General features: G+C 65.4%; 22 protein-coding genes. 5 read left to right on the forward strand and 17 right to left on the reverse strand.

The window, feature by feature from the left end; all coding sequences use genetic code 11:
• Positions 1-130: 130 nt before the first annotated feature.
• From FJV43_RS09930 to FJV43_RS09945, 4 genes are all read right to left on the reverse strand, one after another.
• A complete protein-coding gene (locus tag FJV43_RS09930; protein WP_239626564.1) occupies positions 131-1,777 on the reverse strand; it encodes a GMC family oxidoreductase N-terminal domain-containing protein in 1,647 nt (548 codons plus the stop codon).
• A gap of 214 nt (positions 1,778-1,991) precedes the next feature.
• The gene (locus tag FJV43_RS09935) at positions 1,992-2,585 is read right to left on the reverse strand and encodes a GNAT family protein (RefSeq protein WP_239626566.1); all 594 of its coding nucleotides are present in this window, start codon (positions 2,583-2,585) and stop codon (positions 1,992-1,994) included.
• Between the two features lie 199 nt (positions 2,586-2,784).
• The gene (locus FJV43_RS09940) at positions 2,785-3,723 is read right to left on the reverse strand and encodes an SMP-30/gluconolactonase/LRE family protein (protein ID WP_239626568.1); all 939 of its coding nucleotides are present in this window, start codon (positions 3,721-3,723) and stop codon (positions 2,785-2,787) included.
• Between the two features lie 242 nt (positions 3,724-3,965).
• Positions 3,966-4,811, reverse strand: coding sequence for an AraC family transcriptional regulator (locus FJV43_RS09945; RefSeq protein ID WP_239626570.1), 846 nt, complete (start codon positions 4,809-4,811; stop codon positions 3,966-3,968).
• A gap of 173 nt (positions 4,812-4,984) precedes the next feature.
• Between FJV43_RS09945 and FJV43_RS09950 the strand changes: the two genes are divergently transcribed.
• Positions 4,985-6,088 carry a mandelate racemase/muconate lactonizing enzyme family protein gene (locus FJV43_RS09950; RefSeq protein WP_239626572.1) on the forward strand — a complete coding sequence of 368 codons (1,104 nt, stop codon included), beginning with the start codon at positions 4,985-4,987 and terminating at the stop codon, positions 6,086-6,088.
• A gap of 9 nt (positions 6,089-6,097) precedes the next feature.
• On the opposite strand, the gene FJV43_RS09955 is transcribed toward FJV43_RS09950, so the two are convergent.
• Positions 6,098-6,454: a hypothetical protein gene (locus FJV43_RS09955; protein ID WP_239626573.1), complete on the reverse strand. Its 357-nt coding sequence runs from the start codon at positions 6,452-6,454 to the stop codon at positions 6,098-6,100.
• A 184-nt stretch (positions 6,455-6,638) separates the two neighbouring features.
• Between FJV43_RS09955 and FJV43_RS09960 the strand changes: the two genes are divergently transcribed.
• On the forward strand, positions 6,639-6,863 hold the full coding sequence (locus FJV43_RS09960) for a hypothetical protein (RefSeq protein ID WP_024339451.1): 225 nt from the start codon (positions 6,639-6,641) through the stop codon (positions 6,861-6,863).
• A 279-nt stretch (positions 6,864-7,142) separates the two neighbouring features.
• On the opposite strand, the gene FJV43_RS09965 is transcribed toward FJV43_RS09960, so the two are convergent.
• Positions 7,143-7,799: a glutathione S-transferase family protein gene (locus FJV43_RS09965; protein ID WP_239626575.1), complete on the reverse strand. Its 657-nt coding sequence runs from the start codon at positions 7,797-7,799 to the stop codon at positions 7,143-7,145.
• 157 nt (positions 7,800-7,956) lie between these two features.
• On the opposite strand from FJV43_RS09965, the gene phaZ reads away from it, so the two are divergent.
• On the forward strand, positions 7,957-9,180 hold the full coding sequence (gene phaZ, locus FJV43_RS09970; protein WP_239626578.1) for a polyhydroxyalkanoate depolymerase: 1,224 nt from the start codon (positions 7,957-7,959) through the stop codon (positions 9,178-9,180).
• A gap of 21 nt (positions 9,181-9,201) precedes the next feature.
• On the opposite strand, the gene FJV43_RS09975 is transcribed toward phaZ, so the two are convergent.
• From FJV43_RS09975 to FJV43_RS10020, 10 genes are all read right to left on the reverse strand, one after another.
• Positions 9,202-9,975: an anti-sigma factor gene (locus tag FJV43_RS09975; RefSeq protein WP_239626580.1), complete on the reverse strand. Its 774-nt coding sequence runs from the start codon at positions 9,973-9,975 to the stop codon at positions 9,202-9,204.
• Positions 9,972-10,502 carry a sigma-70 family RNA polymerase sigma factor gene (locus tag FJV43_RS09980; protein WP_239626582.1) on the reverse strand — a complete coding sequence of 177 codons (531 nt, stop codon included), beginning with the start codon at positions 10,500-10,502 and terminating at the stop codon, positions 9,972-9,974. Before FJV43_RS09980 ends, FJV43_RS09975 begins: the two co-directional genes overlap by 4 nt.
• 42 nt (positions 10,503-10,544) lie before the next feature.
• A complete protein-coding gene (locus FJV43_RS09985) occupies positions 10,545-11,999 on the reverse strand; it encodes a YncE family protein (protein WP_239626584.1) in 1,455 nt (484 codons plus the stop codon).
• A 9-nt stretch (positions 12,000-12,008) separates the two neighbouring features.
• The gene (locus tag FJV43_RS09990) at positions 12,009-12,512 is read right to left on the reverse strand and encodes a DUF305 domain-containing protein (RefSeq protein WP_239626586.1); all 504 of its coding nucleotides are present in this window, start codon (positions 12,510-12,512) and stop codon (positions 12,009-12,011) included.
• A 350-nt stretch (positions 12,513-12,862) separates the two neighbouring features.
• Entirely contained in the window at positions 12,863-14,731 is a 1,869-nt protein-coding gene (locus FJV43_RS09995) for an ABC transporter ATP-binding protein (RefSeq protein WP_239626588.1), read from the reverse strand.
• Between the two features lie 201 nt (positions 14,732-14,932).
• Entirely contained in the window at positions 14,933-15,859 is a 927-nt protein-coding gene (locus FJV43_RS10000) for a glyoxylate/hydroxypyruvate reductase A (protein WP_239626590.1), read from the reverse strand.
• 13 nt (positions 15,860-15,872) lie between these two features.
• The gene (locus FJV43_RS10005) at positions 15,873-17,201 is read right to left on the reverse strand and encodes an FAD-binding oxidoreductase (RefSeq protein ID WP_239626592.1); all 1,329 of its coding nucleotides are present in this window, start codon (positions 17,199-17,201) and stop codon (positions 15,873-15,875) included.
• 40 nt (positions 17,202-17,241) lie between these two features.
• A complete protein-coding gene (locus FJV43_RS10010; RefSeq protein WP_239626594.1) occupies positions 17,242-18,117 on the reverse strand; it encodes an ABC transporter permease in 876 nt (291 codons plus the stop codon).
• Between the two features lie 2 nt (positions 18,118-18,119).
• Positions 18,120-19,070 carry an ABC transporter permease gene (locus FJV43_RS10015; RefSeq protein WP_239626596.1) on the reverse strand — a complete coding sequence of 317 codons (951 nt, stop codon included), beginning with the start codon at positions 19,068-19,070 and terminating at the stop codon, positions 18,120-18,122.
• A gap of 27 nt (positions 19,071-19,097) precedes the next feature.
• Complete coding sequence (locus FJV43_RS10020) at positions 19,098-20,789, reverse strand: peptide ABC transporter substrate-binding protein (RefSeq protein WP_239626598.1); 1,692 nt, start codon at positions 20,787-20,789, stop codon at positions 19,098-19,100.
• 218 nt (positions 20,790-21,007) lie between these two features.
• Here FJV43_RS10020 and FJV43_RS10025 point away from each other — a divergent pair, with 218 nt between their 5' ends.
• Positions 21,008-21,649: a cupin domain-containing protein gene (locus tag FJV43_RS10025; protein ID WP_239626600.1), complete on the forward strand. Its 642-nt coding sequence runs from the start codon at positions 21,008-21,010 to the stop codon at positions 21,647-21,649.
• A 1-nt stretch (position 21,650) separates the two neighbouring features.
• Here FJV43_RS10025 and FJV43_RS10030 read toward each other — a convergent pair whose 3' ends face one another.
• Complete coding sequence (locus FJV43_RS10030; RefSeq protein WP_239626602.1) at positions 21,651-22,676, reverse strand: AraC family transcriptional regulator; 1,026 nt, start codon at positions 22,674-22,676, stop codon at positions 21,651-21,653.
• A gap of 188 nt (positions 22,677-22,864) precedes the next feature.
• On the opposite strand from FJV43_RS10030, the gene FJV43_RS10035 reads away from it, so the two are divergent.
• On the forward strand, positions 22,865-23,314 hold the full coding sequence (locus FJV43_RS10035) for a cupin domain-containing protein (protein ID WP_061027189.1): 450 nt from the start codon (positions 22,865-22,867) through the stop codon (positions 23,312-23,314).
• The last annotated feature ends 9 nt before the right edge of the window (positions 23,315-23,323 follow it).

A 23,323-nucleotide genomic window follows, 5' to 3' on the forward strand; every position in this document is an offset into this window, starting at 1 on the left:
GCACCGTAGCACAACTCAAGATCGAGTTCATGCGGCTTGTAGGATGGGTAGAGCGCAGCGAAACCCATCATCGTGCAGCACTCGCTGAAGCATGATGGGTTTCGCTGCGCTCCACCCATCCTACAAGATGTCACGCCACCGCCGTGTCCGGAATCCGCGCGGCTTCCATCGGCTGCTTGCCGCGAATCAAATCCGACGCGCGGTCAGCTATCATCATCGTCGAGGCATTCAAATTCGCCGAGATCATGCGCGGCATCACCGAGGCGTCGATGACGCGGAGGCCTTCGAGCCCGTGGACGCGGAGCTGATCGTCGACCACCGCCCAGGTGGAATCGGCCGGGCCCATGCGGCAGGTGCAGCCGGGGTGGAAGGTGGTGGTGCCGCGCTCGGTGGCGGCGTGCAGGAACTCGTCGTCGGTGTTGACGTTGGGGCCGGGGAAGTCCTCGTAGGCGTAGTAGGGCGACAGCGGCGCGGACTTCAAAAGGCGCCGCGCGAGCTTCATGCCGCCGACGACGACGCGGCGGTCGAGCTCGGCGTCGAGATAGTTGGTCTGGATGATCGGCGGCGCGAACGGATCGTTCGAGCGGATGCGGACATAGCCGCGACTCTCCGGGCGCTGCTGCCAGGAGGCCACGGTCATGCCGGGCTCGTCCTCGAGCTGGCCCTGCACGCCTTCCTTGTAGCTCGCCGGCGTGAAGGTGAGCTGGAGATCCGAGCTCTCCGCGCTCTCGCCGGAGTGCCAGAAGCAGTAGACCATGGTCGGCGACAGCGACAGCAGGCCGCGGCGCGCGGTCGCCCATTTCAGCGCCTCGATCCAGAGCGAGAGGCCGCGGCGGAGCTCGTTGATGGTCTTGATGTCCTTCACCCGCGCCACCGTGCGCGGGGCGTAATGGTCCTGCAGGCCTTCGCCGACGGGGAGCGCGTGGCGCACCGCGATCCCGTGCTGCTGCAGCAGATCCGGCGAGCCGATGCCGGAGAGCTGCAACAGCTGCGGCGAATTATAGCTGCCGCCGGAGAGGATCACCTCCTTGTTGGCGCGCACCTCGACGGGATGCCCGCCGCGGCCGCCCTTCATGTAGCGCACGCCGACGGCGCGCTTGCCTTCAAAGATGATCTCGGTCGCATGCGCATGCGTGTGCACATGCACGTTCGGCCGCTTCATCGCCGGCCTGAGGAACGCGGTCGCGGCGGAGACACGCAGGCCGTTGTTGATGGTGCGCTGGCAATAGGAGACGCCTTCCTGGGTCTTGCCGTTGTAGTCGGGGTTGCGGGGAATGCCGAGCGAGACGGCGCCTTCCATGAAGGCTTCGCAGAGCGGATCGCGCCAGTCCATGGTGGTGACCGTGAGGCTGCCCTCCCGGCCGCGATAGAGCGCCTCGCCGTCGCCGACGCGTTTCTCCAGCCGCCGGAAGTAAGGCAGCACGTCGGCATAGCCCCAGCCGCGATTGCCCATCTGCGCCCAGGTGTCGAAATCCATGCGCTGGCCGCGATTGTAGATGTGGCCGTTGATCGAGGACGAGCCGCCGAGCGTCTTGCCGCGCGGCGCGTAGATGCTGCGCCCGCCGGTCCAGGGCCCCGGCTCCTGCTGATAGGCCCAGTTGATGCTCTTCATGTGGAAGGTCTTGATGAAGCCCGCCGGCAGATGGATGTAGGGATGCCAGTCCCTCGGGCCAGCCTCCAGCACGCAGACGCTGGTGTTGGGATCTTCGCTCAGCCGGCTGGCGAGCACGCAACCGGCAGAGCCCGCGCCGACGATGACGTAATCGAATCTGTCCATGGTGCCGGCCGCCTCTAGCGTGTCGTGAGATTGAATGAATTGCAGCCGCGCACGCTGACACCTCTCCCCGTAGGGGAGAGGTCGATTTGCGCAGCAAATCGGGTGAGGGGAGTTAGGTCCCACGAGAGACCTGTCCCCTCACCCGCGCCTTCGGCGCGACCTCTCCCTATGGGAGAGGTGATCGAGCTCGCGGCAAGATCGGGGCACATCATGACTAGCGCGGCTTGTCGTTGAGTTGAAATTCCAGATGCGCCTGCACCGTCGGCCATTCGGCGGCGGTGATGCTGTAGACCACGGTGTCGCGCAGCGTGCCGTTCGGCGCGATCTGGTGGCTGCGCAGGATACCGTCCTGCTTGGCGCCCAGGCGCTCGATGGCGCGGCGGCTCTGGTGGTTGAAGAAATGGGTGCGGAACTCGACCGCGATGCAGTCCAGCGTCTCGAAGGCGTGGCGCAGCAGCAAAAGCTTGCACTGCGTGTTGAGCGGGCCGCGCTGCGCGCCCTTTGCGTACCAGGTCGAGCCGATCTCGACGCGGCGGTTGGCGGCATCGATGTTCATGTAGGTGGTCATGCCGACGATCCTGCCGCCGGCGTCGAACACGGTGAACGGCAGCATCGAGCCCGCGGACTGCAGCCCCAGGCGGCGGTCGACCTCCTTCGCCATGCCCTCAGGCGTCGGGACCGCGGTGTACCAGAGCTTGAATAGTTCGCCGTCCCTGACGGCCTCGACCAGACCGTCGCGATGCTGATGCGACAGCGGCTCCAGACGGGCGTGCTGTCCGCGCAGGGTGATGGGATCAGGCCAGGGCATTGAAAGTCTCTCCTTCGTCATTGTGCAGCGAGGCATCCAGACGCCAGATCCTCCTCCTGAGGAGCGCGGAACGCGCGTCTCGAAGGATGAAGGCCCGGCTGTGGCCTCGCCCTTCGAGACGCGCGCCAAGGGCGCGCTCCTCAGGGTGAGGGTCTGAAAGCTGCTTTGCCTCGCTCGCAACGACGGTCACTAGCACCGTTTACTTGTTTAGGAAATTGAGCGGCAAACCGCCGCGTGGCCAGTCCATGGCGATCAGTTCGCCCTTGCCGGACAGGGTAATGTAGGCGGTCTTCAGCTCGGGGCCGCCGAAGGCGATGTTGGTGGTGACGCGGTCGCCGGTCGGAACCTGCTCGACCAGGGTGCCGTCGGGCGCGATCACCGAGATGCAGCCGGAGACAAGGGTCGCGACGCAGACATTGCCGCCCGCCTCCACCGCGAGCGAATCGAACATCTGGTAGCCGCCGAGGCCGCAGATCGGCTTTCCCCGCTCCCCGCGGTAGATCACGTCGCGGGGCTTGAGCGTGCCCGGCGCGGAGAGCTCATAGGCCCAGAGACGGCCGGTCGGCGTCTCCGCGATGTAGACGGTGCCCTCGTCCGGCGACAGCCCGATGCCGTTGGCCGGCAGGATCCCGTGCACGACCTCCACGATCTCGCTCATGCCGGGCTTGAGGTAATACATGCCGCCGACGTCCATCTCGCGCGCGCGGCGCTTGCCGAGATCGGAGAACCAGAGGCCACCCTGCCTGTCGAAGACGAGGTCGTTCGGCCCGCGCAGGTCGTGCGCGCCGCATTTGCTCACGACGGTCTCGACCTTGCCGGACTGCAGATCGACGCGCTGGATCGCGCCGCCGAGATAATCGTCCGGCTGCGGACCCGGCATGATCATGTTGCGGGTCGGGATCCAGGAGAAGCCGCCATTGTTGCAGATGTACATCTTGCCGTCGGGGCCGAGCGCGGCGCCGTTCGGACCGCCCGGAATCTTGGCGACGATCTCCTTGCGGCCGTCAGGATAGACGCGCGTCAGGCGCTGGCCGCGGATCTCCACCAGCACCACCGAGCCGTCGGGCATCACGACCGGGCCTTCGGGAAATTCGAGGTCGGTGGCGAGAACGCGGATGTTGGTCGTGGCATTCGACATTGGGACCCTCCCGGCTGCTTGTTATGGCTTGCACGGGATGTCCGGCACGGGCTCCGCAGGCAAGATTTGCCTGCGGTTATGACAAAGTCGCCAAGCCTTGCCAAGCAAGCCGGACGGTATGCCAGCGTTGCGCTGCAAAGCACGATGAAGGTCATCGCGCCTTGCGTCCTCGTTCGAGCATGATCCTTTCGGAAAACCGCTGCACACTTTACGCTAACGCGGCCCTTCGGGTCCGGATCATGCTATTCCCTCACCGGCAACCAGATCTCGAAACCGCCATTGCCGGTTGCAGGATCGAACGTCTCGTCGTAGCGCTCGAAATTCGGCGCGTCCGCGGCTTTGAGACCGGATGCCGGCAGCCACTGATTCCAGATCGTGTTCACGGTGCGCCGGATCGAAGCGACGTGCTCGGTATGCGTGAACACGGCATAGCGCTGCTCGGGAATGCGGATGCGGCCGAAGCGGCGCGGCAGGTCGGAGAAATCGGCGACCTCGATCCCGGCGATATAATCGAAATTGCCGGCGTCATCGCCGTTGCAGCAGACGCCGTAGGCGACTTGATTTTTTCCTTGGCCGACGCGCGCGGGAATGTCAGCGATCTCCTGATGGAAGCGTTGCCAAAGACCGGGGATCATTGCGCCGTTGTCGCAGGAGATGCGCTCGGCGGGGCCGGCGACGAGGAAGGCCTTTGCGATCTCGAAACGCGGTGGGGCAAGATGGTCGAGCATGGTGGAATTCATGAGGATCGGCTCCTGAAGCTCGAGGTGACTCACGCACGTTGCCGCCCTCACCGCTTCGGGCGTGGTGCCGAAAAGGTCGCGGAACGCGCGGGTGAAGGCTTCGTGCGAGCCGTAGTCCGCCTCCAGCGCCAGCGATAGGATGTCGGGTGCGCCCTTTGCCAGACTGCGCGCCGCCTCCGTCAGCCGCCGCGCGCGCACGTACCGCATCACCGGAAAACCGGTGGCTGCGGCAAACGCACGCACGATGTGGAACCGCGACACGCCTGAGATCGCCGCGATCTCGTCGAGCGTCATCGGCTCGGCCAGATGGCTCTCGATATACCAGAGTGCGCGCTGGGCTGGATTCATGGCGGTTCAGGCTCACGTTCGAAGCGCGGCGATGATGCGCCGGTCTCTGCCGCTCTGCTTGATCGGCATTGCTGTCCTTCGCGTCAGGATAGTCCGGCAATCGTCACTGGCAACGCCCTGCTGGTCGTGGCTACACTCGTTGAAACCGCTCACGAGAAAGAGGGAACCGGGTCATGGAAATCACCGATGTGCGGGCGCACCATATCCGCATCCCCTATGACGCCGGTGTCGCAAGCTTCCGCCAGGGTGCTTCCGCGATTTCCGCGCTCGACATCGTCCTCGTCGAGGTCACGACCGATGCCGGGCTGACCGGCTGGGGCGACGCCTTCGCCTATGTCTGCCCGCGCACCACGCGCAGCGCCGTCGAGGAGATGATCGCGCCGCAGGCCCGCGGGCTGAAGGTGCCCGATGCTGCCGGCATTCCCGCGGTGATGGAACAGATCCAGCGCAATCTGCATCTGTTCGGCCGCTACGGCATCACCATGTTCGCGATCTCCGGGCTCGATATCGCATTGTGGGACCTGGCTGCGAAGGTCAAAGGCGTGCCGTTGCACCGCCTGCTGGGCGAGATCAGGCGCACGGCCATTCCAGCTTACGCGAGCCTCCTGCGGATCGGCTCGCCCGACAACATCGCCGCCGAATGCAGGAAGGCGCTCGCGCTCGGCTATGGCGCGATCAAGCTGCACGAGACCACGGCCCCTGCAGTGTTCGCCGCGCGCGAGGCGATCGGGCCAGCCATTCCGCTGATGGTCGACATGAACTGTCCTCTGACGGGCGAGCAGGCGATCGCGTTTGCGAAAACATGCCGGGAGGCGCAGCCGATGTTCCTGGAGGAGCCGGTCTGGCCACCGGAAGACTTCGCCACGCTTGCCGACGTCCGCAGCAAGGGCGGGCTCGGCGTCGCCGCCGGCGAGAATGCCTGCACCGAATATCAATTCCGCCAGATGATGGAGGCGGGCGCGGTCAGCCACGCCCAGCCCTCGGTCATCAAGGTCGGAGGCATCACGGAATTCCTGAAGGTCACGGCGCTGGCCGATCGGCTCGGCGTCAAGATCGTGCCGCACTCCCCTTACTTCGGTCCCGGCCTGCTGGCGACGCTGCATCTGCTCGCAACGCGCGACGACGGGCTGGTCGAGATGTTCTATCTCAAGCGCGAGGCCTGCCTCTGGGGCGGACGCGCCGATGTCGATGCCACCGGCCATGTCGCGGTGCCCTCAGGCCCCGGGCTCGGCTGCGACCCCGATCGTGCCGTGATGGAGCGCTATCGCGTCGCGTGAACGGCGCGCTTATTTCGCGGCGTCCTTGGGCGGCGGCGCATCCTGCTTCTTCTTCAGATCCTCGGCGGCCTTCGCCTGCGCGGCCTGAAGCTCGCCGAGCGTCTTCTGCAAGCCGGCGAGGCTCGACTTCAGCGTGTCGATCTGGCGATTGGCGGCATCCAGCTTCTGCTGATGATCAAGGGCGAGCTTGGCGATCGTCTTCTGCAGGAAATCGACATTGCTCTGCAGGCAGCTGGTGCGCCGCTCCATGGTCTTCTCGACGGTGCAGATCTCGATCCCGGGCACGTCCTGCGCGCGGAGCGGCAGCGGCGCCAGCGCTGCGAGCAGCAACATCGCGAAACAAATGCCGGTGTTTCGAAGCAGCATGCAGGTTCCTCGTCCGATCGATCACAGCAATGTGCGCCGTTTGCGCGCCGCAGCGTGACGCTACCACACTCGTACCGCATTCTCGCGTTGAGCTTGCGTCTGTTCCCAGGGATGGGGAACGATGATCCGCAGGCGGAAGAAGTGGGCACTCTTTCCGCGGCTTTGTTTAGGGGAGATTTTTGGAATGGCAACGCGCGACAGACGTTTGGCGGAGTTCGACGGAGCCGGAGAACCACCGCCGGGCCTGCCACTCGAAGTGCTCTGCGAGGATCACAGCGGAACATATCAACTGCCGTTCGCCTGCCGCTACGTCGAGGGACGCTGGCAGAACCACGAGGCCGGCATCGCGGTCGAAGCAACCGTCATCGGCTGGCGCCTGCCGCGCGTGAAGCAGCGCGGGGCCGCCTGAGCGCGGCTTCTGTTTCAAAATGCAACGGCGCCGCGCTCCGCCTTAACCTTCGGAACGCGGCCCGAACGAATCACGTCCGAATCAGCCGAAAGGCCGTGTACGCAGCTGTTCACGGCTAGATGTCGACATGGCTGTGCGGGCGCGCACAATATCTGCGCAGCACGCGGGATGGGCCCGGCCTGTCACCGACGCCAAAGGTTAATCGCGGCAAAGGCATCGCCGTGAGGCCGCCGCGCGAGGGCTCCGCCCCCGAAACAGGCAGGGCGGCGCAACACCTGCCTAATATTCGACCTCGAGCTCCTCGATCTCGGCTGGCTCCTCCCGCGCCGCAGCGATCCATTCCTGCATCTCCGGCATGGCCATGATGGTATCGGCATAGGCCTTCAGGCGCGGATCAAGCTTGACGTCATAGGTCACAAAGCGCGTCACCACCGGGGCGTACATCGCATCCGCCATGGTGCGCTGCGCGCCGAACAGGAAGGGGCCGCCCGATTTCTCCAGGCAGTCGCGCCAGATGAACGCGACGCGGTCGATGTCGGCCTGCGCCCGCGACCAGATCTTGAAGCCGGGAAAGTGTCCCTTCAGGTTGACCGGCAGCGAGGCGCGCAGCGTGGTGAAGCCGGAATGGATTTCGCCTGAGATCGAGCGGCAATGGGCGCGCTGGATACGGTCGGCCGGCAACAGGCCGGCGTCCGGCATCAGCTCGGCGAGATATTCGGCGATCGCCAGCGTATCCCAGACCACGGCGCCCTCGTGCCGCAGGCACGGCACCAGGATCGACGACGACAGCAGCAAAATCTCGGCACGTGCCGACGGATCGTCCGGGGCGGTGACGATCTCCTCGAAATCGAGCCCGGAGAATTTCGTCAGCAGCCAGCCACGCAGCGACCAGGACGAGTAGTTCTTGCTGCTGATGGTCAGTGTCGCCTTCGCCATATGGCCCTTCCCTGGTCCCGACATCAGCCCGGACGTGCCCGTGGCCTGAACTTTCCATGGGTCTGAGCAGCAAGCGACGTGCCAATTCTGCGACGGCCCGACCCGCCGTCTGGCGTCCTTATTGCATAGCAGCACGGGACGGGATGGGCGTTTCAGCATGATGTCGATGTTTTATCAGGCCTTTCAAAACCACATGGACCTGACGGCGCCCTGGCGCGCAGGGGCTTCGTCGGCGCTCAGATTCCTTAATCTGGTGCCGCAAGGCAGGTCGGATCAGGTCGTCGGCCGGCTGTCGGCCGCGCTGGAGCTGATCTCGCGCTCCACCCTCACCTACGACCGGCCGGCCTACGGCATCGACAGTGTCATGGTCGGCAACCGCGAGATCGCCGTCACCGAGGAGATCGCCTACGCGACGCCGTTCGGCTCGCTGCTGCGTTTTCGCAAGGACGGCGTGGGCGAGCAGCCGCGCATGCTGCTGGTGGCGCCGATGTCCGGCCATTTCGCCACGCTGCTGCGCGGCACCGTCAAGACACTGCTCCAGGACCACGACGTCTACATCACCGACTGGCACAATCCGCGCGACATCCCGCGCAGCGAGGGCCGCTTCGGGCTCGACGACTACACCGATCATCTCATCGACTTCCTCGGACAGCTCGGGCCGCGCCCGCACATGGTGGCGATCTGCCAGCCGTCGGTCTCGGCGCTCGCGGCCGCCGCCGTGATGTGCGAGGGCAACCATCCGTCACGCCCGGCGACGCTGACGCTGATGGCGGGGCCGATCGACACACGCATTCAACCGACCCGGGTCAACGAGTTCGCCAAGAGCCGGCCGATCGACTGGTTCGAGCAGAACCTGATCAACTACGTGCCGGTGCAGTGCCGCGGCGCGCTGCGCAAGGTCTATCCCGGCTTCGTGCAGCTCACCGCCTTCGTCTCGATGAATCTCGAGCGCCACATCAAGCAGCACATGGATCTCGCCAACCACATCGCCAAGGGCGAGAAGGAGAAGGCGGCGACCATCAAGACCTTCTACGACGAATATTTCGCGGTGATGGATCTTCCTGCGGAATTCTACATCGAGACCGTGCGCGACGTGTTCCAGGAGCACCTCCTGCCGCAGGGCAAGCTGATGCATCGCGGCCGCCCGGTGAACACCAAGGCCGTCAGCCGCATGGGCCTGATGACGGTCGAGGGCGAGAAGGACGACATCTGCTCGATCGGCCAGACCCTCGCCGCCCAGGACCTCTGCACCGGCGTGCGCGCCTATCGGCGCGTCCACCACATGCAGGCCGGCGTCGGCCATTACGGCGTGTTCTCCGGCAAGCGCTGGAACAACGAGATCTACCCGCTGCTGCGCGATTTCGTGCACGTCAATTCGTGAGCGCGAGCGGCGACACGGCGTTCAGATTGGACGGGACTGTCTCCGAACCGCATCTGCGATAGGCTTCAGCGATTCAGGAGCGGCACGGCCAACCAGACTATAGCCCAGCCCGTCGTCGGCCCAGGTATAGCCTCCGACGTCGCCCTGCGATTGATGCGTCATGGGCGCGTTCTGATCCGCCCTGCTCATGGACCGGATCAGCACGACGATCCGGCTGCCACGGTCATCGTCATACATGAACATGGCCGCCGGACCATGCGGACTGGCAACAACGCGACCTCCCATCAACCGATAGCCTGACGCGGCAAGGTCCGGCACCTTCACCGGCCGGCGCAGCCGGTCAGAGACCCAGTGCACGAGCTCGGCGCTGTCGGAGGCGCGAACCTCGACGGGCCGGACGCGATCCGGTGCGTAGACGCTGTAGGTGGACGCCGCCTCCTGCCCGAGCGCAGCCAGTCCGCTCGGCGACGGCTGGAGCGCACCGCGCATGGACCAGCCGCCGACGCCGCCAATGCTCAAGAGCAGAAGCGCCGCCGCGGCCCAGGGCACGAGGGACGGCCTTCGAGCCCGCCGCTCGATGATACGCGACAAATTCAGCTCTGCGGGCAACGGCTCCTCGGCAACAGGCGCGAGCGCCGCGCGCAACAGCTCGCGCTGGCTGGCAAAGGCGGCCGCGCGCCTGGCGACATCCGGATGATCGTTCAGATATGCAGCGACCTCTGCCTGCCGCTCCGGCTCGAGGACCCTGTCCACATAGCCATGGAGATCATCTTCCGTGATCGGACGATGGCTCATTCTCTCGCGCTCCGGATTGACACGATGTTGCCTGCAGCGCCGATAGACGGTCGTTCAAGCTCCTGCTGCAGCCTTTCTCGCGCACGGGACAGCCGCGACATCACCGTACCCACGGGAATGTTGAGCACTTTGGCAGCATCCGCATAGGACAAGTCCTCGACCGCGACGAGCAGAAGCACCGCCTGCTGATCCCTCGGGAGCTTCGCGAGCTTGTTCAGCACATCCTGATACATGAGCTTCTGCTCCTGTGCAGCAGCCTCGCCGAATTCGTTCTCGTCTCTCTCGTCAATCGGAACGTGGCTGCCGCGCGACGCCGATCGGCGAAACTGATCGACTGCGAGGTTGTGCAGTATGGAGAACAGCCAGGAGCGGACATTGCCATCGCGCCGCTGATACCAGCGACTGACCGCGCGCTCCAGGCAATCCTGTACCAGATCGTCGGCGGCCACACGATCGCGAACGAGCGAGCGCGCGTAGCGGCGGAGCGCGGGGATCAGCGGCTCGACCTGAACCAGCATGTCCTGCATCGCGCGTTCCGCCTGCTCTCTCTGTTGTCTTCAGAATGAACGCTATCGGGACTCGATCTGGACCGGTTTGCCCGGCATTGCCGCATCGCCGGACGCAATGACCAAATATCGCCTGTCCGTCCTGGAGTTCGTGTCGACGATCTGACGGATCGGGCCTGTGGCGTTGACAATAGCAGATCCGGCCGGATTGGTCATGAAAGCAGCCAGCGGCTGCAACGGGCCGCTACCATCTTCATGCCTGGCGAGCGCCAGCACATATTTCTGCTTTGGCTGAAGTCCGGTGACGGAGGCCTGCAGGATCTGAACCAGACCCTGATCGAACAGCGATACGGTAGTCGGCGCCCTGCCGGCCCTCCCTCCTTCCTTCGGCGCCAGCGCGAGGTGCGCGACCTGGCCGGCGACGCCGAGGGCCTGCAGGTTCTGGCGGTCATCGGGATCGGGGGCGGCATTCGGCACATAGGCGATCGCCTGCGGCGCTTGCCCGATTGGGACATTGGCGATGACTTTGTTGGTCGCAGTATCGATCGCGGCCAGCGCATCTGCGTTCTCCAGCCCGACATAGACGCGCGTGCCATCACCCGAAGGCCACACGCCATGTGGAAGATTGCCGACCGGGATGGTTGCGACCTGCGAGAAGTCGCCCGTGCTGAACACCTTGACCTCGTTCAATCCGCCCACGGTGACGTAGGCGAACGTTCCTTTTGCCGTATGGGCGAAGTTCACGTGATTGGTAATCGGTCCGGTGTCGATCGTCTTGATTGGATCGAACGGCGGCCTGGCGTTGAATACCTGGGTCTTGCCGATGTCCTTGAGCGTGAACCAGACCTGGTCGCCTTCCGGCGTCACCGCGATGTTCGGACAGAATGGGCTTTCCTGCTTCACCTTGGCGATGATCTTGTGCTCGGCGACCGAGACGACGTCGGTCTCCGGATTGAAGGAGGAACATATATAGCCGTACTTGCCGTCCGGCGAGAACATCTGCATGCCCGGGCCGCTCGGCGTCGTGATGCGGTCCTTCTCCTCGAAGGTTCCGGCATCGAGCACGGAGATGTAGTTCTCCCCGCGTACGGTAACCCACACCTCCTTGCCGTCAGGCGTGAAGAACGCCTCATGCGGCGAGCGGCCGATATAGGTGACATGCTTGATGGCATTGCTCGCCGTATCGATGAAGGTCACCGAGTTCGAGCCGATCGAGACTACTGCGAGTGTGCGGTGATCGGGCGAATAGCCCATGCCGTGGACGAGCACCTGGCCCTTGTAGAGCGGGCTGAAGTTGCCGGGCTGAGGATCACCGAGCCTGATCACGCCGAGCAGTTTGTTGTCGACGGGATCCGTCACAGAGACCGTGTTCGAGAACTGCTCGGCCGCGTAGACACGGTCATGATGGCCGATCGGGAGATCGGGCGAGGCCAGTGCGCCCGGAGCTTGGCCGGCCCACGCGGCGCCACTGGTCGCAAGCATTGTGGCCGCCAAGAAAAGTGTCTTCAAGGTTTTCATGTCTGGCTCCTAGTGTTTCGTTCCGGCGGGCATGTTCAACTGCATGTCCGAATGGTGATCCTGCGCCGGCGGGACGAGCTGCGGCTGGGTCGGCGCGGGGGCGGTATCGGTCACGGGCTCGCCGATCGCGAGCTTCATGGCTGCGATCTCCTGCGTCTGGTCGACGATGATCTCCTGCGCGATTCGCCGAAGCTGCTCGTTCTTGCCGTAGCGCAGTTCAATCACGGCCATGTCGATGGCGCCCTGATGATGCGGGTTCATCATGGCAACGAAATCGCGATCGATGTCGCCGGTCGGCTTCACCGCCATGTCGTTCATCATCTTCGTCATGGCGGCATCGTTCTCCTTGAGGAACGCACTCTCGTCGGCGTTGAGCGCCGTCGGATGGCTTTCGACCGGATGGCTTTCGTGAGCAAGGAGCAATGACGGAACCGCAAAGGCGAGCAGCAGCCGCGCGCCGAATGCAGCTGCGGCGAGACCCGGTCGCCGAACCTTGCCAATGAGCGCCGTCATGACGCTGCGAAACCCTGACCTGTGCATTTTGAACTCCGCGGGTGTATTGAGGGTGTGACGTCTCGCAACGCCTGTTATTCCGCCTACCGCTTCAAGATTTTTGCCGTCTCCGATGGTGGTCATCCCAGCAGCAGGGACTGAGAAGTAGGACGAGCCGGCGCACGTCCTATTCCATCGGCGCACTCAGAAATTCCGGAGCGACGGGTCGTGGGCTGGAAAATGCAGGCGTTACAAACGCTAAGGGATCGCCAGGAAATTCGATCACATAAACGTCAGCGTTGCCGGCGCGGAAAACCGCAGTTGGAAGAGATGGTGAAGCGAAGTCTCGAGGTGCTCCGCGCCTTCACGCGTCAGGCCGACCACTCCTCGCCCCACGCCTGAACGACATGGCCCGGCGTGACCTCGCGGTACTGCCGGATCGGCGGCTGGTAGTCCGGCGCGCGAACCGGGCTTCTGATCTCGTCGTTCGAGGCCTCGCGCCGGACTCCGCGACGCGACGGGTCGGGCACCGGCACGGCGGCCATCAGCTTCTTGGTATAAGGATGCTGCGGATCGCCGAACACCGCAGCGCGCGGGCCGATCTCGACGATCTCGCCGAGATACATCACCGCGACGCGATGGCTCATGCGCTCGACCACCGCGATGTCGTGGGAGATGAAGAGATAGGCGAGGCCCATGCTGGCCTGGAGGTCGAGCATCAGATTGACGACCTGCGCCTTGACCGAGACGTCGAGCGCGGAGACGGCTTCGTCCGCGACGATCAGCTTCGGCCCAAGCGCGAGCGCACGCGCGATGCAGATGCGCTGGCGCTGGCCGCCGGAGAACTCGTGCGGGAAGCGCGCCGCCATGTCGGCGGTCAGGCCGACGCGCACGAGCAGGTCGGCGACTTTCTCCCGCGCCTGTGCCGCCGAGGCGAGCCCGTTGGCGAGCAAGGGCGCAGCGATCGCCGTTCCCACCGACATGCGCGGATTGAGGCTCGCGAACGGGTCCTGGAACACGATCTGCATCTGCTTGCGAAAATCGCGTAAGGCTCGGCAGTTCATGGCCAGCACGTTCTCGCCGTCGACCAGGACCGTCCCGCTGTCCGGCTCGAGTAGCCTCAGGATCGAGCGCCCCGTCGTCGACTTGCCGCAGCCAGATTCGCCGACCAGCGCCAGCGTCTCGCCGGCGCGCAAGGTGAAGGAGACGTTCTCGACCGCGTGGACGCGGCCCGAGACCTTGCCGAACAATCCGGAGCGGATGGGGAAACGCGTGGTGAGGCCCGAGACTTCCAGCAACGGCCGCTCGGCCGTCGAAACGGTGTCGGGCGTCTCCACCGGCTGGTCCGAAGTCCCCGTCACCTTGTCGACGATCGGAAACCGCATCGGCCGCGCCCGTCCATCCATCGAGCCGAGACGCGGCACGGCCGCCAGCAGCGCGCTCGTGTAGGGATGCGAGGGTGCGGCGAAGATGCGCGGGGTCGCGTCGATCTCCACCGCCTGGCCGCCATACATCACCACGGTGCGGTCGGCGATCTCGGCGACCACGCCCATGTCGTGGGTGATGAAGAGGATCGACATCCCCTCCTCCTGCTGCAGCTCCTTCAACAGCTCGAGGATCTGGGCCTGGATGGTGACGTCGAGCGCGGTGGTCGGCTCGTCCGCGATCAACAGCCTCGGCCTGCAGGCCAGCGCCATCGCGATCATCACGCGCTGGCGCATGCCGCCGGAGAAGCGATGCGGATGCTCGTGGAAGCGGGATTTCGCTGCGGGGATGCGGACGCGATCGAGCAGGCGGATGGTTTCCGCCTCGGCGGCCGCGCGCGACAGGCCGCGATGCTGGATCAGCGCCTCGGCGATCTGGAAGCCGATGGTGAGCACCGGATTGAGGCTCGTCATCGGCTCCTGGAAGATCATGGCGACGTCATTGCCGCGAATGCTGGTCATGCTCGCCTCGGGCAGCGCGAGCAGGTCGCGGCCGGCCAACATGACGCGGCCCTCGACGCGACCGATCTCCTGCGGAATCAGCCGCATGATCGAGAGCGCGGTGACGCTCTTGCCCGAGCCCGACTCTCCGACGATCGCCACGGTCTCCCCGGGCGCGACGTCGAATGACACGTTGCGCACGACGGGAATCCATCGCCGCTCGATCATGAAGGAGGTGGTGAGGCCGGAGACCAACAGCACGGGGGCCTGCGACTCGACAACGACTTGGCCGGATCTGCTGGCGTCGGTGTTCATGCGATGGTCCTGGCGCGTGCCGCGGAGGAGGTGCGCCCCCTCCCCCGCTTGCGGGGGAGGGTTGGGGAGAGGGTGCTTCCGCAATCGAGCCCCCCCAAGAGGAAAGAGCCCTCACCCGGCGCTTCGCGCCGACCTCTCCCGCGAGCGGGAGAGGTGAACCGAGTCCGTGGCTGCACCGATATTCCCATCATTATCGCGCCCTCAGTAACCACGACTGCGATCGACGAGCCCCGGCAGCTCCTCGCCGCGGCGGTGACGGGCGATGACGTCGAGCACGAAATCGACGGCGGTGTCGGGCGTCGTCATGCTGGCATTGTGCGGCGTCAGCAGGATGCGCGGATGGCTCCAGAACGGATGGCCTGGCGGAAGCGGCTCGGGATCGGCGACGTCGAGCACCGCGCCGGACAGTGCACCACTGTCGAGCGCCGCGAGGAAATCAGCCTCGACGAGATGCGGGCCACGGCCGACATTGACGAGCCCTGCCCCGCGCGACAGGCGCGCGAACAGGTCGGCATTGAGAATCCCACGCGTCTGATCCGTCAGCGGCAGCAGGCAGACCAGAATGTCGGCCTGCGCCAGAAACTCCGGCAAAGTATCCAGGCCCGCGTAGCAGGTGACGCCTTCGATCTCGCGCGGCGAACGATTCCACCCCGACAATGCAAAGCCGAACGCCTTGAGACGTTCGAGCACCGCCTGGCCAAGCTGGCCCAGTCCCATCACGCCGACACGCCGCCGCTTCGCCGGCGTGATCCGGATCTCGCGCCAGACCTGCTGCTTCTGCTGGTTGATGAAATCCAGGAGATCGCGATGCAGCGCGAGCACGGCCATGGTGACGTATTCGACCATGGTCTCGGCGATGCCGGGCTCCAGCATGCGGACCAACGGAATATGCGCTGGAACTTTCGTGGTATCGAACTGATCGACGCCCGCGCCGACCGAGAAGACCAGTTCGAGATTGGGAAAGGTCGTCGCAATGTCATCCGGCGGCACCCACGCCACCAGATGGCGGACGTCGGCGGGATTGCCGATGTCGGGCCAGAGCCGGAACGGCACGTCGGGCGCGCGCTCCGCGAAGAAGCGCGCCCATTCGGCACCGCGAACCATGTTGGCCTTGTAGAGAACCGTCATGCAGCTAACGCCCTCAGAACGGGCTGACCGGCGCGAGCCGACGGCCGTCGATCATGCGCTTGTGGCTGTAGGCGGCGGGATCGACCAGCGGCGTCGCGCCGGTCACGATGTCGGCGGCGAGCTTGCCGGCTGCGGGGCCGATGCCAAAGCCGTGGCCGGAGAAACCGGTGGCGAGGAAGAAGCCCGGCAGCGCATCGACCGCCGAGATCACGGGGATCGTATCCGGCGTGCAGTCGATCGTGCCGCCCCAAGCTTCCGCGATCTCGATGTCCTTCAATTCCGGATTCGACTTGATCAGCGCTGATAGTGCCGAATTGACCAGCGACATGTCGGGCGCGGGATCGCGCACGCGCTCGGCCTCGAACGGCGACGGCTTGTCGAAGCTCCAATTCGTGCCGCGCATGAGCTGGTCGAAGAACGACTTGCCGAACGACAGCTTCAGGCCGGTCTTGCGATGCTGATAGGTCGGCCAGAAGGTCCAGGCGTAGCGCAACAGATCCGGCGATAGCTCCACCGTGCCGCGGTTGCGCAGCGCCAGCGTGAAGCCGCCGTCGAGGCGGCGACGGATGCAGTAGAAATCGGTGCCGAGCGCGCCCGACGTGATCTCCGGCCCCGGCGTGGTCCGGCAGGCGGTGGCGTTGACGAGACCGATCGGCAGCTCGATGCCATGGCGGCGGCAGAACAGCGACGACCAAGCGCCGCCCGCCAGCAGAACGGATTGGGTGCGGATCGTGCCCTTCTCGGTGACGACGGCGCTGACGCTGCCGCCGGTCGTCTCCAGCCCGCGCGCGGCGCAGCCCTGATGGATGGTGACGCCGTGCTTGCGCGCGGCGGCCGCGAGCGCGGGCACGGCCATCGACGGCTCGGCGCGGCCGTCGCTCGGCGTGTGCAGGCCGCCGACCCATGTGTCGGTATTATCAGGCATGCGCTCGGCGACCTCCGCCGGCGTCAGGACGGTGGAGTGGACCTGCATCTCGCGCGCGACCGCGGCCCAGCGCTCCCAGCTTGCGAGCTCGTCCTTGCTCTTGGTCAGGAACAGCACGCCGGTGCGGCGGAAGCCGGCATCGACGCCCGCATCGTTCTGCATGTCCTCCCACAGCCGCAGCGCCTCGCGCGCGAGCGGAATTTCCTCGCGGGCGCGGCCCTGCTGCCGGCACCAGCCCCAATTGCGGCTCGACTGCTCGCCGCCGACATGACCCTTCTCGACCAATGCGACCGAATGGCCCTTCTTCGCGAGATGATAGGCCGCGGAGACGCCGATGACGCCGCCGCCGATGACGACGACATCCACCTGCTGCGGCAAGCGTTCGTCGCTGTTGATACGGTTGAGCGGCGGGGACATGGGGCACTCCTGGAGTTCAGTTCGATCGAGGTCTTGCTCGTCATGGGATGTTCATGCGCGGATCGAGCGCGTCGCGCAGGCCGTCACCGAGGAAGTTGAAACTGGTCACCGCGAGCGTGATGGCGAGGCCCGGCGCGATCGCGAGCCAGGGTGCGCTGGTGAGATAGATCTGCGCGTTGTTGAGCATGTTGCCCCAGCTCGCGGCCGGCGGCTGGATGCCGTAGCCGAGATAGCTGACATAGGATTCGAGCAGGATCGCCTTGGCAACGTTCAGCGTCGCCGCCACCACGATCGGCGCGATCGCGTTGGGCACGAGCTCGCGGAACATGATCCGCAGGTTCGACGAGCCGAAGGCGAGCGCGGCGACCGCGAACTCGCGCTCGCGCAGCGACCGCACCTGGGCCTCGACGACGCGAGCGACGGCCATCCAGGCCGTCGCCGCGATCAGCACGGTGGTGGTGACGAGGCCGGGCTCGGTGAGCGCGGCCAGCGCCAGCAGGAGGAAGATGGTCGGAAAGCACAGCACGGCATCGACAAGCCGCATCAGGACCGCACCGACCACGCCGCCATAGAAGCCGGCGAAGGCGCCGACGGCAATTCCGACCGCCATCGCGATCACCATCGCGACGATGCCGATCGAGAGCGAGACGCGACCGCCCATCATCAGCCGCGCCAGCACGTCGCGGCCGAGTTCGTCGGTGCCGAGGATATGCGCGCCCGACAGCGGCGGCGCGAACCGCTTCATGATGTCGATATAGGTGTCGTCGAACGGCAGCAGATAAGGGCCGAACGCCGACCCGAGGACGAGAACGAGGATGATCACCGCGCCCGCGAGCGCGAGCCGGTGGCGACGAAAACGACGCCACGCGGCCTGGCCGGGCGCGGGCTGAACGGTGGAGATGGTCGCAGCCGTCATCGCTAGCCCACCCGGATGCGCGGATCGACGACGGCATAGAGGATGTCGGCGAGCAGGGAGCCGATCAGCACCATGGTCGCCGAGAACATCAGGATGCCCATCACCACGGGATAATCGCGATAGCCGATGGAATCGAGGAACAGCCGGCCCATGCCGGGCCAGGTGAACACGGTCTCGGCCACCAGCGCGCCGCCGAGCAGCGTCGGAAACTGCAAGCCCGCCACCGTGATCATCGGCAGCAGCGCGTTGCGAAGCGCGTGCACCGTGAGAATGCGCCATTCCGGCATGCCCTTGGCGCGCGCGGTGCGGATGTAATCCTGGTTGATGACCTCGAGCATGGAGGAGCGCATGAAGCGGCCCCACATCGCGGTTTCGACCAGCGCCAGCACCATTGCCGGCGCGATCAGATGATGCAGCAGGTCGAGGAAGGAGCCGTCGCCGATGGTCTGCCTGTTGCCGGCCGGCAGCCAGCCGAGCTTCACCGAGAAGACGTAGATGGTGACGAGGCCGAACCAGAAGGTCGGAATCGACAGCGCGATCATGGCACCGACGGTGGCGAGCGTGTCGAACAGCGAGTAGCGGCGCAGCGCACCCAGCACGCCGATCCAGCAGCCGAGCAGCACCGCGATGATCGTCGCCGTCGCCATCAGCTCCAGTGTGGCGCCGAGATGCGAGGAAATCACCGACAGCACCGCCTCGCCGTCGCGATAGGAGCGCCCCCAGTCGCCCCGTACCATGCGGCCGAACCAGTCGATATATTGGATCGGCACCGGGCGATCGAGCCCGAGCTGCCTGGTGACGCGGTCGAGATCCTCCTGCGTCATCTGTCCGGAGACGGCGAACTGCGACAGCGGACCGCCGGGCGCCAGATGCAGGATTGCAAAGCCGATCGCCGAGACGATCACCAGCAGCATGATCGCCTGCGCCAGGCGGTTGACGACGTAACGGGCCATCTCAGGCGATCCAGCGTGCCTGAGACATCAGGCCCAGTACCATTCGCGGATGTTCCAACAGTTGATCGAGGTGTTGATGTTGGGACGGAAGCCTTGCAGCCCTTCCTTCACGCCTTCGGCGATGAAGCCCTGAAACATGGGCAGAATCGCAAGGTCGTTGCGGATCAGCTTTTGCAGGTCGCCATAGGTGGTCTTGCGCTGGGCGAGATCGAACTGCCTGGCGCCGTCGGCGAGCAGGCGATCGGCCTCGGGGCTCTTGTACTGATAGGTGTTGTAGCCGCGGCCGCCCTTGGCGGGAATGGCGCCGGAGCCGAAGCGCGGCGTCACGTCGGGGTCGCTGCCCAGCATGAAGTTCACCGACACCAGCACCGAGTTGAACTTCGACTGCTGCCAGAACTCGCCCCAGATCACGGCCGCCGGCATGTTGTTGACGCGCATCGCAGCCCCGATCGCGCGCCAGTCCTGGATCAGCAGCTGCTGGGTCTGCTCACGCACCGCATTGCCCGACGTCGTCGAGTTGGTGAATTCGAGCTTGACGCCGCCCTTCTCACGAATGCCACTGGCGCCGCGGACCCATCCTGCCGCATCGAGCAGCGCATTGGCCTTGGCGGGATCGTATTTGTGCTGCGGCAGGCCCTGCTGAAACGACCAGGCCTGCTGCGGCACGAAGCTCTCGGTCTGCGTCGGCAGGCCGTAATAGAGCGCATCGATGATCGCCTGCTTGTTGATGGCGAGGTAGAGCGCCTCGCGCACGGCGCGGTCGGCGAAGGGACCGAACTCCAGATTGGGCGCGATATGCTCCACCGAGGAGGTCGAGGAGACGAAGACCTTGCGGCCCTTCAGCGTCTTCGCCTCCTGCACGAAGTTCGGCAAGATGCCTTGCAGGCCGGTGTAATCGACCTGGCCGGTGCGGAACTGGGTGTAGAGCACGGTGAGGTCGGGAATGTACTTGAAGACCACGCGTTCGACGTAAGGTCCCTTGCCGTGATAGCCGGCGTGAGCATTGAGCAATATGTGGTCGCCGGGCACGCGCTCGCCCCAGCGGAACGGCCCGGTGCCGACGGGCGCGTTGTGGAACGGCGAGGCGTTCGGATCGGACACCTTCTCCAGGATGTGCTTCGGCACGATGAAGGTCAGCGATCCCAGGATCGACATGTAGGGCGAATAGGGCGCTTCCATGCGCCAATGGATCTCGTCGGGCGCGACGACCTTGATGTCCTTGACGAGGCTGTGGCCGACGCGGCTGCGCGCGCGGAAATTGGGATCGTTGATCAGCTCGAGCGAGAATTTCACGTCCTCGGCCGTGAACGGCGTGCCGTCATGCCATTTCACGTCGTTGCGCAGCTTGATCTTCCAGGTCAGGCCGTCGGCCGACAGGCCGCCATTCTCGATGGTCGGGACTTCGCGGGCGAGGTCGGGAACGAAATTGCCGGCGGGATCGATGAACCAGAGCAGCGAGAACACCTGCCACCAGACGCCCTGGTCGACCTCGATGCCCGGCATCAAGGGATGAAAGACGGTCGGCTCCTGCGACAGCGCCGCGATCACCTGGCCGCGCGGCTTGTCCGGCGGATTGGTGGGTCGTTCGGTCTGCGCGAAGGCGCTGCCTGAAAGCGTCCATCCCGCCGCGGCTCCCGCGCCGAGCTGGAAGAATTGACGGCGATTCGGAATGCCGAGATGCAGTGCCCCAACGCCGAGCTTGCCGGTGTCGCCTGCCATGACCACTCTCCGTTGTCGCACGCGGCACCGTCTCCCGCGCCCCCGAGACCCCGGCAAAAGGGACAGGAGTGGGCTTTAGTGCTTCTAAATTATTGTGCCAAAATTTCATCACGACTAAATACAGCTGTCAATCGGATTGCTAGTGTGCGCAGTCTTTTCACTCGGACTGACGCTCCGACCGATACGGTTGCGGGCAGATGATGCATTGGGAGAGCGACATGGACGGTCGCGGCGGCACGAACGGCCCCAAGGAACTCGCGACGGCCGAGCCCGGTGACGCGGTCGACCAGCGTCTGGGTGAAACCGTGCGGCTGCTGCGGCAGCGCGCGGGCCTCTCGATCCAGGACGTCGCCAACAAGACCGGCCTCTCCACCGGCATGATCAGCCAGCTCGAACGCGCGCGCGCCATGCCGTCGATCCGCACGCTGCGCCTGCTCAGCATCGCGCTCGACGTTCCCATCTCCTATTTCTTCGAGAGCAGCGATCCCGCCGACGTGCCGCGCTACATCGTGCGGAAGACCAACCGGCGGCTGCTGCGTCTCACCGCCAGCGGTGTCGTCAAGGAAGCACTGACCCCGGAAGGCAAAGGCCAGCTCGAGCTCTACGAGCTCACGCTCAATCCCGGCGCCTCCTCCGGCACCGACTTCCTGCAGCACACCGGCGAGAAGGCGGGCTACATCCTCTCGGGCAGCCTGCGGCTGTGGCTCGACAACCAGGCCCATGTGCTGGAAGCCGGCGACAGTTTCCGCTTTCCGAGCACCGTGCCCCACATGTTCGACAATCCGACCCAGCAGGCGGCGCGCGTGATCTGGGTGACGACGCTGCGCGAAGATCGCGGGACGAAGTCGCAAGATCGGTAAATCAGCTCATCCTTCGCCGCAGCGTTGCCGACGGCGTCTCGCCGAATTTTTCGCGGTACGCGCCGGCCATGCGGCCGAGATGGGTGAAGCCGAGATCGAAGGCGAGGTCGGTGATGGAGACACCGGCGGAAGCCTGCGCGAGGCGGGCGTGGAGGCCGGCGAGCCGCATGTCGAGCAGCATCTGCGAAATGGGCACGCCGAAGTGACGGCGGAAGCCGAGCTGGAGCGCGCGGATGCCGATGCCGGACACGCAGGCGAGTTGCGCGAGATCGAGCGGCTCGCCGGCATTGTCCGCCAGATGGTCGCGCGCAACGCGGAGCGCACGCGGCAGGCGCTCGGCCTGCCCTGAGAACGTCCTGATCGCATCCGACAGGCCATGCCGCTGCCCGTTGAGGAGATGATCGAGCAGCAGCTCGCGCCAATCGGCCATCGCCACCGGCGAAAGCCTTCCCGATGGCCCGAGACGCTCGGCAAGCGTCATCAGCCCGGCGAGACTGGTCTGCAAGGCCCGCCCGGACGGCGCCTCCAGGTCGATCGCGGGATCGAACTCGACCACCCCGGTCGCCCTGCCCGACAACGCCGCAGCGCGCTGCTCGACCAGGCGGCGGTCGAGCAGCAGGATCGCTTGGGCGCAGTCGGCCCAGATCATCCGGGTCGGGACGGTCGGCGACAGCAGCGACGCTGTCCGGGCCGGCGCGACGTCGAGCTCGCTGACGCCGGCACGAATGCGGGCGGAGCCCGCAAGCGGGACCTGCACCAGGAAGAAGCGCTCGAGGCAGCCGGGATCGATGCCGACCGATCCGCCATAGGCCACGTAGTTGATCGAAAAGCCGTCGAACGCAGCGCAATTGTGCCGGGCGGAGAAGCCGGCGGCGCGCGCCTGCGCGGGCTTGAGATCGTGCGGGCAAAAGATGCGCCCGATCTGCTCGGCCGCTTCGTCGACATCATCCGTGGTGACGCGGGCGAAGTCCGCGAGCCGTTCGGCTGCAGAGGCTCTTGCGCTCGTTTCCAGCTCGGCTGCGGACATCGTCGACCATGCTTCGCGCCCGGGAATTATTTTAAGCCTATAATAGTTCCCGGCGGACGAAAAGGGCCGCGTCCACCTTATCGTCGTGCTGCATGGCGATAAGCCGCGCGGGATTCGTTTAGCGGATAGACAGGCGGCCCTTGGCTGGCCGATGCTCCGTCCCCGCCGGAATCCATCAGGAGGCGAGCATGACTGCACTCGAAAAGGGCATTACTGCAAACGGCACGGGCTATGGCGGGAAGAGCTGGAATATCCTGGGCCAGGTCTATTTCCCCAAGGCCGTCACAGACTCCACCTTCGCGTTCGAAACCAACAGCGATCCCGGCCAGTTCGTGCCGGTGCACATCCATCCGACCCAGGACGAGTTCATCCTGGTGCAGGAAGGCACGCTCGACCTCAAGCTGGACGGTCAATGGGTCAAGGCCCATGCCGGCGACCTCGTCCGCATGCCGCGCGGCATCCCCCACGGCTATTTCAACAAGTCCGACAAGCCGTGCCGCGCGCTGTTCTGGGTCTCGCCGATGCAGAAGCTGGAGGCGCTGTTCGAACAGCTGCACAATCTGACCGACCCCGCCGAGGTCGTGCGCATCTCGGCGCTGCACGAGGTCGACTTCCTGCCGCCCGAGGCCAACGACTAGGCGATCCGC

Source organism: Bradyrhizobium sp. I71, assembly GCF_022354745.1.
Taxonomy (GTDB): domain Bacteria; phylum Pseudomonadota; class Alphaproteobacteria; order Rhizobiales; family Xanthobacteraceae; genus Bradyrhizobium; species Bradyrhizobium liaoningense.

What these genes read in the sequence shown, in the direction of transcription:
- FJV43_RS09930 (WP_239626564.1), bottom strand. Translation starts at nt 1,777, where the DNA reads ATGGACAGATTCGATTACGTCATCGTCGGCGCGGGCTCTGCCGGTTGC.
- FJV43_RS09935 (WP_239626566.1), bottom strand. Translation starts at nt 2,585, where the DNA reads ATGCCCTGGCCTGATCCCATCACCCTGCGCGGACAGCACGCCCGTCTG.
- FJV43_RS09940 (WP_239626568.1), bottom strand. Translation starts at nt 3,723, where the DNA reads ATGTCGAATGCCACGACCAACATCCGCGTTCTCGCCACCGACCTCGAA.
- FJV43_RS09945 (WP_239626570.1), bottom strand. Translation starts at nt 4,811, where the DNA reads ATGAATCCAGCCCAGCGCGCACTCTGGTATATCGAGAGCCATCTGGCC.
- FJV43_RS09950 (WP_239626572.1), top strand. Translation starts at nt 4,985, where the DNA reads ATGGAAATCACCGATGTGCGGGCGCACCATATCCGCATCCCCTATGAC.
- FJV43_RS09955 (WP_239626573.1), bottom strand. Translation starts at nt 6,454, where the DNA reads ATGCTGCTTCGAAACACCGGCATTTGTTTCGCGATGTTGCTGCTCGCA.
- FJV43_RS09960 (WP_024339451.1), top strand. Translation starts at nt 6,639, where the DNA reads ATGGCAACGCGCGACAGACGTTTGGCGGAGTTCGACGGAGCCGGAGAA.
- FJV43_RS09965 (WP_239626575.1), bottom strand. Translation starts at nt 7,799, where the DNA reads ATGGCGAAGGCGACACTGACCATCAGCAGCAAGAACTACTCGTCCTGG.
- phaZ (WP_239626578.1), top strand. Translation starts at nt 7,957, where the DNA reads ATGATGTCGATGTTTTATCAGGCCTTTCAAAACCACATGGACCTGACG.
- FJV43_RS09975 (WP_239626580.1), bottom strand. Translation starts at nt 9,975, where the DNA reads ATGAGCCATCGTCCGATCACGGAAGATGATCTCCATGGCTATGTGGAC.
- FJV43_RS09980 (WP_239626582.1), bottom strand. Translation starts at nt 10,502, where the DNA reads ATGCAGGACATGCTGGTTCAGGTCGAGCCGCTGATCCCCGCGCTCCGC.
- FJV43_RS09985 (WP_239626584.1), bottom strand. Translation starts at nt 11,999, where the DNA reads ATGAAAACCTTGAAGACACTTTTCTTGGCGGCCACAATGCTTGCGACC.
- FJV43_RS09990 (WP_239626586.1), bottom strand. Translation starts at nt 12,512, where the DNA reads ATGACGGCGCTCATTGGCAAGGTTCGGCGACCGGGTCTCGCCGCAGCT.
- FJV43_RS09995 (WP_239626588.1), bottom strand. Translation starts at nt 14,731, where the DNA reads ATGAACACCGACGCCAGCAGATCCGGCCAAGTCGTTGTCGAGTCGCAG.
- FJV43_RS10000 (WP_239626590.1), bottom strand. Translation starts at nt 15,859, where the DNA reads ATGACGGTTCTCTACAAGGCCAACATGGTTCGCGGTGCCGAATGGGCG.
- FJV43_RS10005 (WP_239626592.1), bottom strand. Translation starts at nt 17,201, where the DNA reads ATGTCCCCGCCGCTCAACCGTATCAACAGCGACGAACGCTTGCCGCAG.
- FJV43_RS10010 (WP_239626594.1), bottom strand. Translation starts at nt 18,117, where the DNA reads ATGACGGCTGCGACCATCTCCACCGTTCAGCCCGCGCCCGGCCAGGCC.
- FJV43_RS10015 (WP_239626596.1), bottom strand. Translation starts at nt 19,070, where the DNA reads ATGGCCCGTTACGTCGTCAACCGCCTGGCGCAGGCGATCATGCTGCTG.
- FJV43_RS10020 (WP_239626598.1), bottom strand. Translation starts at nt 20,789, where the DNA reads ATGGCAGGCGACACCGGCAAGCTCGGCGTTGGGGCACTGCATCTCGGC.
- FJV43_RS10025 (WP_239626600.1), top strand. Translation starts at nt 21,008, where the DNA reads ATGGACGGTCGCGGCGGCACGAACGGCCCCAAGGAACTCGCGACGGCC.
- FJV43_RS10030 (WP_239626602.1), bottom strand. Translation starts at nt 22,676, where the DNA reads ATGTCCGCAGCCGAGCTGGAAACGAGCGCAAGAGCCTCTGCAGCCGAA.
- FJV43_RS10035 (WP_061027189.1), top strand. Translation starts at nt 22,865, where the DNA reads ATGACTGCACTCGAAAAGGGCATTACTGCAAACGGCACGGGCTATGGC.